The sequence below is a fragment of the Caulobacter sp. CCNWLW153 genome, assembly GCF_036889365.1.
Lineage (GTDB): Bacteria > Pseudomonadota > Alphaproteobacteria > Caulobacterales > Caulobacteraceae > Caulobacter > Caulobacter radicis.
Genome location: NZ_JBAKFV010000001.1, coordinates 793,231 through 805,696, shown reverse-complemented (window position 1 = coordinate 805,696; position 12,466 = coordinate 793,231). Strand labels below are relative to the sequence as shown.

Here is a 12,466-nt window from a genome sequence, read left to right as displayed (position 1 = left end):
CACGTCGTCCATCGTTCGTCCACAGCCGGTCAAACCGAGCCGGCTAGAACATCCCCCGCCGCACTACCCAGCGGGAAACGATACGCAAAATGACCCTTCGCACTGCCCCTCTTCGCCGCGCCGTCGCCCTCCTGGTCGCGGGCCTGCTGCTTTCGGGCTGCGGCACGCTGGCGCGCCCACAGGGGCCGCCGCGTTTCGCCGACAGCCACGCCCTGGTCGTGCCTGACGTGCGGATGGACGCCGGCAAGCTGGACGACCTCGAAGCGTTTGACGCGCAGATGGCGTCCACGCTCGAAGGGCCTGGTCCGGTCGCGATGCTGGCCCTGTCGGGCGGCGGCGCGAACGGCGCCTACGGGGCCGGTGTCTTGATCGGCTGGAGCGAGCGGGGCGATCGCCCGCGGTTCGACGTTGTCACGGGCGTCAGCACCGGCGCCCTGGCCGCGCCGTTCGCCTTCCTCGGCTCGGCATGGGACGCCCAGCTGCGCGACGCCTACACGGGCGCCGGCGCGACCAGGCTGCTCAGCATGAGGAACTTCGGGGCGCTGGTGCGCCCTAGCCTGTTCAGCGCCCAAGCCCTGCGCCAGCTGATCGACGAACACGTCACGCCGCAGATGCTGGCCGCGATCGCCCGCGAGCACGCCACCGGCCGACGCCTGCTGGTGGCGACGACGAACCTGGACAGCCAGCAGACCGTCATCTGGGACATGGGCAAGCTGGCGTCGGAAAATTCGCCGGAAGCCCACAAGCTGTTCAAGGAGGTGCTTCTGGCGTCCGCCGCCATTCCAGGCGTCTTTCCGCCCGTCCTCATCGCCGCGCGCGACCAAAACGGCGCGGTGATCAGCGAGATGCATGTCGACGGCGGCGTCACCACGCCCTTTCTGGCCATCCCCGAGGCGCAGATGCTGAGGACCGAAGACGCAGGGCCGACCAGCGATGCGATGCATGCGCTCTATGTTGTGGTCAACGGCCGCGTGGCGCCCAACGACGGCGTCACGCCCGGCAGGATCGGTCCGATCCTGGGCCGCACCTTCGACACCCTGAGCAAAGCCTCTCTGCGCACGCACCTCAACGCCACTGTCGCCTTCTCGCGCCGCAACGGCCTGCAGATGCACCTGGCCGCCATTCCCGACAACATCGAGTCCTCGGTGCTGGCTTTCGACCAGCAGACCATGACCGCCCTGTTCGAGATAGGCCGCAAGGGTACGAGCCACGGCGACGCCTTCCGACGGCTGGACGACCATGAGGTCATGCTCGCGCGGCCGTTCACGGTCGACGAGGCCGCCATACCGGAGGGACTTAAGCCACGGGCGAGACCGGCGACGCCGGTGCAACCATAGAGCAACGAGGCCCCCGGCGACGCGCTGGCGGTCTCGACGAGATCCCACGCGACGGCGTGGGCTATCGCGGCGGCTCCCTCCGAGGCGCTGTGATTAAGGAAGGGACGCACTCCCCCCAATCCCGGTGCGTCCCTTCCACCCCCGAACTCGAGAACGCAGCGCAGGGACGATAGAGGGTTGATTGCGTGAGCACCTTTTGGGCTCTTCACCACGCGCCCGCGTATTCGCTGAGCATGATCCGATACAAAAAGCGATCCAATACCAGCCTCCACACGCCATCAACAGAGACGCGTCATAGCGAGATGAACTGAAACACTTCGAGGAAAATTCAATGCTCTTGCAGTCGTAATGCAACTCCGCGCGTTGCGTGGCTCTATCCGTCGTCTTGGCTCTGGTTGCGCACGGCTACTACGTCTTCAGGGGCGTCAGCCAGACCAATGAAGACCCCCAGATCTTCGCAGGTTTGGATGCGAGCAGCGGCATCTCTGGGCGCCGGATGGCTGGCCGATCGTGTGGGGTTATGGCCCCGTGATCTTCGCTTGTATCGGCCTGCAGGCCAGCGCCGTAGCCGGCCTGAGCCTTGTCGACGGCTCGGAGGCGACATGGCCGGTTTGGGTCATCGGCGTGCTGCTGGGCGCAAGCTCCGGCGCGGTCAGCCAACTCGCCATTCCACTGCTCAAGCAGATGATCCCCTCGCCCCTGCTCGGACGCTGCCTAGGCCTGCAGGCCTTCTACATCGCCGGAGCTTCCAGCCTAGGCGCCTTGTAATGGGGATTCTCGCCGACCTGCCGGGCGGCTATTCGACCGGCTTGATCGTCAACGCCGCGACGGCCGCCGCCGCCGCGCTCCCCCTGGGGCTGCTTCTGGTTATCGGATCGCGCCGCCAACCGGCTCCAGAGGACGATGTTTGTCAGCCCACGAACGAAGGTACGGCAATGCGATGATCGCGAAACGCCGAAGCCAGTATCCTCAAAGCCTCCTTGGACTTAGCGTCGGTCAGCGTCGAGTGCAGAACGATCTCCGAAGATGGCAGATCGGGCAGACCGAAGCGCTCTCCCACCTCGACTGCGCCGGCGGGAGCCAAACGGCGAGAAAAGGCCGACAGGGCCAAGCCCGCCGACACAGCAGCGGTCACGACGGACGAGCCTCCACCTAGAAACACCTCGATCCAAGGCAGACCTGCTGCATCCAGCGCCCGGGTTGCAATGTCGCGGACGCCGCAGGACGGCGCCAGCGCCGCGAGGCGGATAGGCTCGCCCGGGCGCTGTTCGAAAGTCGGACTGGCGAACCAGCCAAAGTGTTCGGGGGCAAGAACCTCGCCGTCACGACGATCATCCTCTCGCCGTATGATCGCCGCGTCGATCTCTCCCCTGTCGAAGGCGTCGATGAGGTCGCGAGAGTTTTCCAGTCGCACCTCGATGGTGAGCGAAGGGTCGTGAGCGTTCAGCCGAGCCAGCAACGCCGGGACTTCGGGGCCGGCGACATGGGCCGCGATGCCCAGGGCGAAACGACATCTGGTCGCGGCCAGGCTGGCTATGGCTCGCTCATGGGCGGCCAGGAACTCGCGCGCGGCCCCCAGGAACACCTCTCCCTGCGCCGACAGGCGAACCGAGCGCGGCGTACGCTCGACAAGTCGATGACCAAGGCGCGCTTCGAGGCGCTTGAGCTTCACGCTGATCGCGCTCTGAGTGGCGCCCAGGGCTTCCGCCGCCCGGGTGAAGCCGCCCAGATCGGCGATCGCTACGAAAGCACGCACGGCCTCGACGTCCAGAGCGATCATTGCATCCATCCAATATCGTCATCTCTGAAATAGCCAATCATCCAATTATGCAATCATCAAGCTCGGCCTATGTCCGGAGGCGTCAGTGGGGTCGCGGTTCGACCCCCAGCTTGCCGAAGGTTCCCCATGAGTCCCAAGCCGACCAAAGCCCTGGCCGCCGTGTGCCTGTCTTCCCTGATGTTCGGACTGGAAATCTCGAGCGTACCGGCGGCGTTGCCCACGCTGCAGGCGGTTCTGGATGCGGACTTCGGCGCCCTCCAATGGATCATGAACGCCTACACCTTGGCGGTGACCGCGGTGCTGATGGCGACGGGCGCCCTGGCCGACCGCTTCGGCCGAAAGCGGATCTTCCTGGGCGGTATAATCGCCTTTGGACTCTCGTCTCTGGTTTGCGGCCTGGCGCGCGATGCGCAGTTGCTGATTGTCGCCCGCTTTCTCCAAGGCGCCAGCGGCGGGGCGATGCTGATCTGTCAGGTCGCGATCCTGTCCCACCAGTTTCGCGACGGCCGTGACCGTAGCCATGCCTTTGGATGGTGGGGCGTGATCTTCGGCATTGGACTGGGTTTCGGCCCGATCATCGGCGGCGCGATCGTTTCGCTTGCGGACTGGCGCTGGGTGTTCCTGGTCCACGGGCCGCTGGCATTGGCGACCTTGGTGCTGGGCGCCGATGGCGTGACGGAGTCGCGCGACCCAATCGCCCAGCGCCTGGACCTGGCCGGGATCATCACGCTGTCGATCTCGGTCTTCTGCCTTGTCTACTTCATCACCCAAGGCCCACACCTTGGATTTGGCAGCCCTACCGCCATCCTGTTCGTCGGCGCGGCGGTCGTTGCCTTTGCTGCGTTCATCGGGGTCGAGCGGTCGAGCAAGCACCCGATGTTCGACACGTCGGTTTTCGCCATCCGTGACTTTTCCGGTGCGCTGCTGGGATCGGCGGCCATGAACTTCAGCTTCTGGCCGTTCATGATCTATCTGCCGATCTACTTTCAGGCCGCGCTCGGATACGACAGCGTCCAAGCGGGCGCGGCGCTTTTGGCCTACACCCTGCCGACCCTGGCGGTTCCCCCGCTGGCCGAGCGCCTGGCGCTGAGATATCGCTCCGGCCTCGTCATCCCGGCCGGCCTGTTCGTCATCGGCCTGGGCTTCATCCTGATGTTCTTGGCCACACGCGTTGGGGCGGCGGCGGAACTGGCCGTCCTGCCCGGCTGCATGCTGGCGGGCGTGGGCCTGGGCTTGACGAACACCACCGTTACCAACGCCACCACGAACGCCGTCACGAGCGACCGGGCCGGGATGGCCTCCGGCATCGACATGAGCGCGCGGATGATCTCGCTGGCCATCAACATCGCTCTGATGGGCGCCATCTTGGTCAGCGGCGTTCAGTCGAGCCTATCTTTGGCCGCTCCGGCTTCGGCGGACATTCGCGCCCTGGCCGAGCGTGTGGCGGCAGGAGCCGGGAGCGATCAGATTTCGCCGGCGATCGCGCGCCAGGCTCTGGTTCACGGCTTTGGCTGGACGATGCTGTATGGCGGTCTGGCGGCGTGGATCCTGGCGGCCGCCAGCCGACTGACGTTCGGTCCGGCGCTTGCCGCGCGACCGGACAAACGCCAGGCCGCGCGATAGCTTCTTCTGGGACGTGGGAACCTGGTCTGGCCATGACGCGGTTGCGTCGAGGGCCAGACCGTCGCTCGACGGCGCCGCCGAGCGGTTTCGCGCGCCACAGAGCGCATTTTCTTCGTCGCCGGTGTCGGCGCTCGGCTCGTCGCGGCGTCCTTGGTTCACGGCGCTGTGGCCGTTGGAGCTTGTCGGATGCTGTACGCCATTCTCTGCTATCACATGGAAGACGTGGTCGGCGCATGGAGCCCGGCGCATGACGAGGCTGTGATGGCGCGACTGGCGGCCGTGCGCGACGATCTGGCCGGCCAAGGCCGCCTGAGTCTTTCGGCGCGCCTCCTGCCGACCACCACGGCCGTGACGCTGCGCAAGGACCGTGAGCCGCCGCTGCTGGTCGACGGCCCGTTCGCCGAGACCAAGGAGCAACTGCTGGGCTTCTATCTGGTCGACTGCACGGATCTGGCCGAAGCCGCCGCGGCCGCGCGTGAACTTGCGGCGGCAAATCCCGGCGGCTGCTATGAAATTCGTCCCGTCGCGACCTTGTGGAAATCGAACGCCGTTCACAGAGCGCGCCCGTGAGCGACCCGGACTGGATCGACGCCGCGCTGGTTTCGGCGCGCCCGCGGGCCATGGCGGCGCTGCTGCGCTATTTCCGCGACCTCGACACGGCCGAGGAAGCCTATCAGGACGCCTGCCTGCGGGCCCTCAAGTCCTGGCCCGACAAAGGTCCGCCGCGCGATCCCACCGCCTGGCTGATCCTGGTGGGCCGCAACAGCGGCGTCGACGCTGGCCGTAGGCGAAGCCGCCAGACCGCCCTGCCGTCCGACGAGGTGCTGACCGACCTGGCCGCCGGCCTCGACGACGCCGAGACCGCGCTGGCCGAGCGGCTGGACGGCGCCGACTATCGCGACGACATCCTGCGGCTGCTGTTCGTCTGCTGCCACCCGGACCTGCCGGCCACCCAGCAGATCGCCCTGGCGCTGCGCATCGTGTCTGGCCTGTCGGTGCGCCAGATCGCCCGCGCCTTCCTGGTCGGCGAAAGCGCCATGGAGCAGCGGATCACCCGGGCCAAGGCCCGCGTGGCCAAGGGCGACACGCCGTTCGAGGCGCCCAGCCCCACCGAGCGCGCCGAACGGCTGCTGACGGTGATGGCCATGGTCTACCTGGTGTTCAACGAGGGCTATTCGGCCGGCGGCGTCGAGGCCGACGCGCGCCGGCCGCTGTGCCACGAGGCCTTGCGGCTGTCGCGCCTGCTGCTGCGGCTGTTTCCCGCCGAGCCGGAAGTCATGGGCCTGACGGCGCTGATGCTGCTGCAGCACGCCCGGACCCCGGCCCGCCTGGACGCCGACGGCCTGATCGTGCTGCTTGAGGACCAGGATCGCGGCCTGTGGGACGCGGCGATGATCGCCGAAGGCCTGGCCCTGATCGACAAGGCCATGCGCCATCGCCAGCCCGGCCCCTACCAGGTGCAGGCCGCCATCGCCGCCCTGCACGGGCGGGCCGAGCGCGCCGAGGACACCGACTGGGCCCAGATCGATCACCTCTACGCCGCCCTGGAGCGCATGACCCCCTCCCCGGTCGTCAGCCTCAACCGCGCCGTCGCGGTCTCCAAGGTCGCTGGTCCTCAGGCCGCGCTGGACATGATCGCTCCCTTGGAGGAGCGCCTGGCCGGCTACTTCCATTTCCACGGGCTGCGGGGCGCGTTGAACTTGCAGCTGGGCCGCGACGAGGCCGCCCGCGAGGCCTTCCATCAGGCCATCGCCCTGGCCGGCGGCGCCGCCGAGGCCGCCCACATCCGCCAGCACCTCGACCGACTGCAGGCCGAGGGCGAGAAAAATCGCGCGGCGGTGTCGGAAGGCTGATCCGCCGCGCGTCCTTGTGGAGAACGGCCCGGAACGGGCCACGCTCAAGGAGCCGCCCGATGTTGAAGATCCTCGCCGCCGTACTGGTTCTGGCCTTGACGGGCCTGCTGGTCGCCGCCGCCCTGCGCCCGCCCGTCTTCCGGGTCGAGCGCTCGGTGCTGGTCAACGCCCCGCCCGAAGCGGTTCTGGTCCACGTGTCCGACTTCAAGGCCTGGCGCGCCTGGTCGCCCTACGAGACCCTCGACGCCGACCTGCAACGCACCTACGGCGGCGCCGAGCGCGGTGTCGGCGCGACCTATGCCTGGGCCGGCAAGAAGGCCGGCGCCGGCCGCATGCGCATCGCCTCGGCGACCAGTCGCGAGGTCGCCATCGCGCTGGACTTCGAAAAGCCCTTCAGGGCCAGCAACACGGCCGCTTTCACCGCCGAGCCGGTGGGTGACTCCACCCGCGTCACCTGGGTGATGTCTGGGCCCGCGCCCTACGTCTCGCGGCTGATGGGCCTGGTCTTCAACATGGACAAGATGATCGGCCGTGATTTCGAGACGGGTCTGTCCAATCTGAAATCCGTCGTCGAGCGTAACTAAGGTCCCCTTCCCCACGAGCTTTAGAGGCGATCCGCATGGCCCGTTTCCTTCTGCTGAAGTTCGAAGCCGCCCCGGCGGCGCGCGTCTCGCCCGCCCCCGTCGAACGCAAGGACGACACTGGCGGCGTGCGAGCAGACCCCCCAAGAAAAGCTGCGCCTGCTCGCAAGCGCGATGGCGAGCATCATGCGCACCACTAGGCAGAGTCAGCTGACGACGGCTTCAGAAAAACTGAGGCGCTCGAATCCATATCAATCCAGTAGTAATTCATCAGCGCCGTCTTCCTCCCCTTTGGCGGCGCCGAGGCGAGCGCCGCTCCGCCAGGACGATGCCGACGGCTCCGGTGTCCTGGTCTGGTCCTTCGGGGGAAGGATCGGGGCGGCGCTCGCTCTTGACCTCGCCGCTCCCCGTCCCATCTGAAGTTCCGGCAGGCCCCGCAAAGATTGACTTTGCGGCGATTGCGCCTATTTATCCGCACCTTCGGAGCAGGTCTGGCGAATCCGCGCCGCCCGCTCGCCCAAGCACGGGCGGCTCCGAGTCCAGACCAGCGTGACATGACCGAATTTTCCGACCTCGGGCTTTCGCCCACGACCCTTCAAGCGGTCGCCGACACCGGCTACACGACCGCCACGCCGATCCAGGCCCAGGCGATCCCGGTCGCCTTGGCCGGCCAGGATGTTCTGGGCATCGCCCAGACCGGCACCGGCAAGACCGCCGCGTTCACCCTGCCCCTGATCGACAAGCTCGCCTCGGGCCGAGCCAAGGCGCGCATGCCGCGCGCCCTGGTCATCGCCCCGACCCGCGAACTGGCCGACCAGGTCGCCTCCAGCTTCGAGAAGTACGCCAAGGGCACCAAGCTCTCGTGGGCGCTGCTGATCGGCGGCGTCTCATTCGGCGACCAAGAGAAGAAACTCGACCGCGGCGTCGACGTGCTGATCGCCACCCCGGGCCGCCTGCTTGACCACTTCGAGCGCGGCAAGCTGCTGATGACCGGCGTGCAGTTCCTGGTCGTCGATGAAGCCGACCGCATGCTCGACATGGGCTTCATCCCCGACATCGAGCGCATCTTCAAGCTGACGCCGCCGAAGAAGCAGACCCTGTTCTTCTCGGCGACCATGCCGCCGGAAATCACGCGACTGACCAAGCAGTTCCTGCGCGATCCGGTCCGTATCGAAGTGGCCAAGCCGGCCACCACCAACGCCAACATCACCCAACTGCTGGTCAAGGTCCCCTCCTCCGACCCCAAGGCCAAGCGTCTGGCTCTGCGCACCATCGTGGAGAAGGCCGCGCCGGAAACCGGCATCGTCTTCTGCAACCGCAAGACCGAAGTCGACATCGTCGCCAAGTCGCTGAAGGTGCACGGCTTCGACGCCGCCGCCATCCACGGCGACCTCGACCAGAGCCAGCGCATGAAGACCCTGGCCGACTTCCGCTCGGGCGCGCTGAAGATCCTGGTGGCCTCGGACGTGGCCGCCCGCGGCCTCGACATCCCGGCCGTCAGCCACGTCTTCAACTACGACGTGCCCCACCACGCCGACGACTACGTGCACCGGATCGGCCGCACGGGCCGCGCCGGCCGTTCGGGCGTCGCCTACATGCTGGTCACCCCCGCTGACGACAAGGGCTTCGACAAGGTCGTCAAACTGATCGGCTCGACGCCCGACGAGGAAGTGATCGACGTCGACTACACCAACGCCGTCACCGTGCCGCGCGAAGGCGACCGCCGCCGCGGCCGTGGCGAGCGGCCGGGTCGTGAGCGCGGCGAACGCAGCGAACGTCCGGGCCGCGGCCGTCGCGAACGCGCCGAAGCCGCTCCGGAAGCCGAAGTCGTGGAAACCGTCGCCGTCGAGGCCGCGCCGGAAGTCCCGGCCGAACGCGCCGAGCGCGCCGAGCGTCCGGAACGCGAGCGCAAGCCGCGCCGTGAACGCACGCGCGACCGCGCCGCCGCCCAAACGGTCGAAGCCGCCCCGGTCGAGGAAGCCGCCCCCGCGCCGCGCCCGTCGCGCGAACGTCCGCCGATGCCGGTTCGCGGCGTCCAGCCTGTCCGGGCCCGCGACGACGACGACGACCGCCGCGTCGTCGGCTTCGGCAACGACATTCCCGCCTTCCTGCTTCGCGCCCCGCCGAAGCTGGCCAAGGTCGAGGACTGATCGACCAGGACTGACGAGCGCCCCGAAAAGGCGTAGATTGGCCGGCGTGCTCCCACGGAGCCGCCGGCTTTTTCTTTGCCGACAGTCGCGTCGTCCAGGCGGCTCCGCGCGTTTTTCCCGAAGACTTCGGAGGAACCGCCATGGCCGATTTCACGCCCCTGCAATCCGATCCCGAACTGCTGGTGCACGAGCGCACCTATCACGTCTTCAGCGTCTTCGTGCGCTGGTCGATCATCGGCGTCGCCGTCGCCCTGACGGTGCTGACCCTGTGGTTCGCCACGCCCGCGGGCTTCATCGGCGGCGCGATCGCCGGGATACTGCTGGGCGTGGCCGGCTATTTCGCCGTCATCCGCCACGAGCGGCGCCAGCCGCTGGATCTGTGGACCGAGGGGCGTTGAGCGTCCGGCTCAAAGCGCCGCGTCGATGAACTCCAAAAGCTCGTCCAGCGGCGGCCGATAGGCGAAGCGGAAACCGCGACGGGCCCTCGACAGCCAGGACGCCTCACGGGGATCGGCCGGCGACGGGCATACAAGGCCGCGCCATTCGACTCCGACCTGGCGACAGGCCGCCCATACCCAGCGGCTGGTGAAGTTGGCCGGCTGCACTTCGATCACCCGGGCGCCGGCCCGCAGGAACAGGGCGTTGGCGAGGGCCGCGCCCGATGCGCCGACAACCACCTCTGCGTCGCGCATCAACGCCACCTGCGCCAGCGCGGACATCCTTTCGGGCCGCACGATCAGAAAGCCGCGCCTGCGCAGGGCCTCCTCGAGCGCGGCTTCGTTGACCATGACCCGCATCGACTGGCTGCGGCGCGACAGATAGACCCGCCGGCCGCCGACGGGCCCCGCGGGGACGATCGCCACGACCCGCTCGGCCACCCGGCGCACCAATGCGGTGGGCGCGTGAAGGAAGTGATCCATGCTGGTGGCGTAGGCTGACTGATCGAGGTGGATTCTGCGCCCGCGAACCTCCCGCACCTCGCATTCGGGAAACGCCGCGGCCAGGAGGTTTCTCTGCCAGGGCTTCAAGGGCGGCGCGAGCACCGGCGCGTTGCTGGCGAACCCGTGCTCGACCGCGGCCAGCACCGACGGCATCGCGTCGAGCAGAAAGTGCCCGTAGTTGAAGCCGCCGCCCCAGGGCATGAACACCACGCCGCGCTCGATGGTCATGCTAGGCGGGCGCGCCATCAGTTCGGCGACGGGCGCAAGATCCGGCCATCGATGCAGCGCCTCTCCACTGGCCGACCGCAGGATGCGGCCGCCAGGCCCAGCGAGCACGCCATAGGCGGGGAACCAGTCGACGTCGCGAACATGGCAGATGTCCGGCTCGCGAGCTTCTGGCGGGGCGTCCGGCGGAAACGGCCAAGCCGCCGCCGGATCCCGCACCACGTGCGGCGCCGACAGGGGGGCGTCGACCTCCACGAGCGGCGAGCGCCCTTCCTCGCCGCCATTGAAGAACGCATGGCGAAGCGTCGCCATCTCCCTGACGGGCAGGGCCTGACGTTCATCGACGATGTCGAAGGCGGCGAACTGAGCCATACGGCCCTAAGGCTGATGATTCTTGTTCCGCGACCACCGGTTCAGGCTGCTATCGCTTGATCTGGCCAGCCAGATACTTGCGGATGCCCTCTCCATAGGGAGGGCGCAGGGCCAGCATCGGGCCTATGTCCTTCTTCAACTGGTGGAACACCGCCTTGCGGTGGCTGAACTCGCGGAAGCCGTCGTGGCCGTGATATGCGCCCATGCCGGCTGGACCCACGCCGCCGAACGGCAGGTCTTCCTGGGCGACGTGGAAGATCACGTCGTTGACCGTGGCCCCGCCGCTGGTCGTGGCGGCCAGCACCCGCTCGCGCTCGGCCTCGTCGGTTCCGAACCAGTAGAGCGCCAGCGGGCGGTCGCGACCGTTGACGTAGTCGATGGCGTCCTCGATGCGGTCGTAGGCCTTCACCGGCAGCAGCGGCCCGAAGATCTCCTCCTGCATCACCGCCATGTCGTCGGTCGGCTTGAGGATCAGGGTCGGCGGGATCTTGCGGTGCTGCTGCTGGGAGAAGTCCTCGCCTCCCGGATTGAGCTCGACCACCTTGCCGCCCTTGGCCCTGGCGTCGTCGACATAATCCTTGACCCGGTCATAGTGCCGCTGGGCCACCAGGGCGGTGTAGTCGGGGTTGTCCTTCAGGGTCGGGAAGCTGCGCGCCACCGCGGCGCGGGCGGCCTCGACGAAGCGATCAACGTCCTCGGCAGGGGCCAGGACGTAGTCGGGGGCCAGGCAGATCTGGCCGGCGTTCAGCGTCTTGCCGGCCATCACCCGCGCCGCGGCCGTCTCGAGATCGGCGCCGCGTGACAGGATCACCGGGCTTTTGCCGCCCAGTTCCAGCGTCACCGGCATCAGGTTCTCGGCCGCCGCCCGCATCACGTGCCTGGCCACAGAGGTCGCGCCCGTGAACAGCAGATGGTCGAAGGCCAGCCCGGCGAAGGCCTGGCCGATCTCCGGACCGCCGGTGACGACGGCGATCTCATCCTCGTCGAAGGCCTTGGCGAACATCGCCTTCAGCAGCTCGGACGTCGCGGGCGTGTATTCCGACGGCTTGATCATGGCCCGGTTGCCGGCCGACAGCACGCCGGCCAGTGGCGCGAAGGTCAGGTTGACCGGAAAGTTCCAGGGGCTGATCACCCCGACCACGCCCTTGGGCTGCCAGCGCACCTCGGCCTTGGCGCCGAACAGGCCCAGCAGCGCCGGGGTCGTGCGGCGCTTCTCGGTCTTCATCCATTTGCGCACGTGGTCGCGGGCGTGCTTGAGCGGGCCGATCGAGCCGGCGACGTCGGTCAGGGCCGTGGCGTCCTTCGAGCGCACGCCGAAGTCGTCGCCGACCGCCTGGGCGATCTGCGCCTCGTGGTCGACGAGCAGCGCGATGCAGCGGTTCAGCCAGTCGATCCGGCGCTCCACCGGCGGCGCGCCGTCGCGCAGATGCGCGGCCTTCTGTCGCTGGAGCAGGATCTCGAGGCCGGCCTTGGCGGCCTCATGACCGAGATTGGCGGGGGCGTTCATGCGGCGTCTCTCCCGAAAACGGCCTCTCGGCTCATCTTATCAGCGTTCAGAATGCTTTGGAGTTGTGACCGGCGCAAGCACCCCCGCGCAGCCTTAA

11 protein-coding genes are annotated in these 12,466 nt (G+C 68.0%); 8 read left to right on the top strand and 3 right to left on the bottom strand.

The genetic code is table 11. The features are described 5' to 3' along the window. Positions 1-89: 89 nt before the first annotated feature. Positions 90-1,337: a patatin-like phospholipase family protein gene (locus V6S85_RS03640; RefSeq protein WP_334348089.1), complete on the top strand. Its 1,248-nt coding sequence runs from the start codon at positions 90-92 to the stop codon at positions 1,335-1,337. 528 nt (positions 1,338-1,865) lie between these two features. After that, positions 1,866-2,105 carry a hypothetical protein gene (locus V6S85_RS03635; RefSeq protein WP_334348088.1) on the top strand — a complete coding sequence of 80 codons (240 nt, stop codon included), beginning with the start codon at positions 1,866-1,868 and terminating at the stop codon, positions 2,103-2,105. Positions 2,106-2,247: 142 nt separating this feature from the next. Here the strand turns inward: V6S85_RS03635 and V6S85_RS03630 are convergent, their stop codons facing one another. Continuing rightward, positions 2,248-3,117 carry a LysR family transcriptional regulator gene (locus V6S85_RS03630; RefSeq protein WP_334348087.1) on the bottom strand — a complete coding sequence of 290 codons (870 nt, stop codon included), beginning with the start codon at positions 3,115-3,117 and terminating at the stop codon, positions 2,248-2,250. Between the two features lie 126 nt (positions 3,118-3,243). Here V6S85_RS03630 and V6S85_RS03625 point away from each other — a divergent pair, with 126 nt between their 5' ends. From V6S85_RS03625 to V6S85_RS03600, 6 genes are all read left to right on the top strand, one after another. Further along, a complete protein-coding gene (locus V6S85_RS03625) occupies positions 3,244-4,740 on the top strand; it encodes an MFS transporter (RefSeq protein ID WP_334348086.1) in 1,497 nt (498 codons plus the stop codon). Between the two features lie 186 nt (positions 4,741-4,926). Next, on the top strand, positions 4,927-5,310 hold the full coding sequence (locus V6S85_RS03620) for a YciI family protein (RefSeq protein ID WP_334348085.1): 384 nt from the start codon (positions 4,927-4,929) through the stop codon (positions 5,308-5,310). After that, complete coding sequence (locus V6S85_RS03615; RefSeq protein ID WP_334348084.1) at positions 5,307-6,593, top strand: RNA polymerase sigma factor; 1,287 nt, start codon at positions 5,307-5,309, stop codon at positions 6,591-6,593. The genes V6S85_RS03620 and V6S85_RS03615 overlap by 4 nt, the downstream gene beginning before the upstream one ends. Before the next feature lie 59 nt (positions 6,594-6,652). Beyond that, a complete protein-coding gene (locus V6S85_RS03610) occupies positions 6,653-7,177 on the top strand; it encodes an SRPBCC family protein (RefSeq protein WP_116563633.1) in 525 nt (174 codons plus the stop codon). 551 nt (positions 7,178-7,728) lie between these two features. Next, positions 7,729-9,324 (top strand): DEAD/DEAH box helicase, encoded by a 1,596-nt coding sequence (locus V6S85_RS03605; RefSeq protein WP_334348083.1) that lies wholly within the window; start codon positions 7,729-7,731, stop codon positions 9,322-9,324. 140 nt (positions 9,325-9,464) lie between these two features. Continuing rightward, on the top strand, positions 9,465-9,722 hold the full coding sequence (locus V6S85_RS03600; RefSeq protein ID WP_116563629.1) for an aa3-type cytochrome c oxidase subunit IV: 258 nt from the start codon (positions 9,465-9,467) through the stop codon (positions 9,720-9,722). Positions 9,723-9,731: 9 nt separating this feature from the next. Here the strand turns inward: V6S85_RS03600 and V6S85_RS03595 are convergent, their stop codons facing one another. Continuing rightward, positions 9,732-10,862 carry a glycosyltransferase family 61 protein gene (locus V6S85_RS03595; RefSeq protein WP_334348081.1) on the bottom strand — a complete coding sequence of 377 codons (1,131 nt, stop codon included), beginning with the start codon at positions 10,860-10,862 and terminating at the stop codon, positions 9,732-9,734. A 49-nt stretch (positions 10,863-10,911) separates the two neighbouring features. Continuing rightward, the gene (locus V6S85_RS03590) at positions 10,912-12,369 is read right to left on the bottom strand and encodes a coniferyl aldehyde dehydrogenase (protein ID WP_334348079.1); all 1,458 of its coding nucleotides are present in this window, start codon (positions 12,367-12,369) and stop codon (positions 10,912-10,914) included. Positions 12,370-12,466: the final 97 nt, after the last annotated feature.

Coding starts and splice junctions, on each gene's coding strand:
- V6S85_RS03640 (WP_334348089.1), top strand. CDS start 90: ATGACCCTTCGCACTGCCCCTCTTCGCCGCGCCGTCGCCCTCCTGGTC.
- V6S85_RS03630 (WP_334348087.1), bottom strand. CDS start 3,117: ATGATCGCTCTGGACGTCGAGGCCGTGCGTGCTTTCGTAGCGATCGCC.
- V6S85_RS03625 (WP_334348086.1), top strand. CDS start 3,244: ATGAGTCCCAAGCCGACCAAAGCCCTGGCCGCCGTGTGCCTGTCTTCC.
- V6S85_RS03620 (WP_334348085.1), top strand. CDS start 4,927: ATGCTGTACGCCATTCTCTGCTATCACATGGAAGACGTGGTCGGCGCA.
- V6S85_RS03610 (WP_116563633.1), top strand. CDS start 6,653: ATGTTGAAGATCCTCGCCGCCGTACTGGTTCTGGCCTTGACGGGCCTG.
- V6S85_RS03605 (WP_334348083.1), top strand. CDS start 7,729: ATGACCGAATTTTCCGACCTCGGGCTTTCGCCCACGACCCTTCAAGCG.
- V6S85_RS03600 (WP_116563629.1), top strand. CDS start 9,465: ATGGCCGATTTCACGCCCCTGCAATCCGATCCCGAACTGCTGGTGCAC.
- V6S85_RS03595 (WP_334348081.1), bottom strand. CDS start 10,862: ATGGCTCAGTTCGCCGCCTTCGACATCGTCGATGAACGTCAGGCCCTG.
- V6S85_RS03590 (WP_334348079.1), bottom strand. CDS start 12,369: ATGAACGCCCCCGCCAATCTCGGTCATGAGGCCGCCAAGGCCGGCCTC.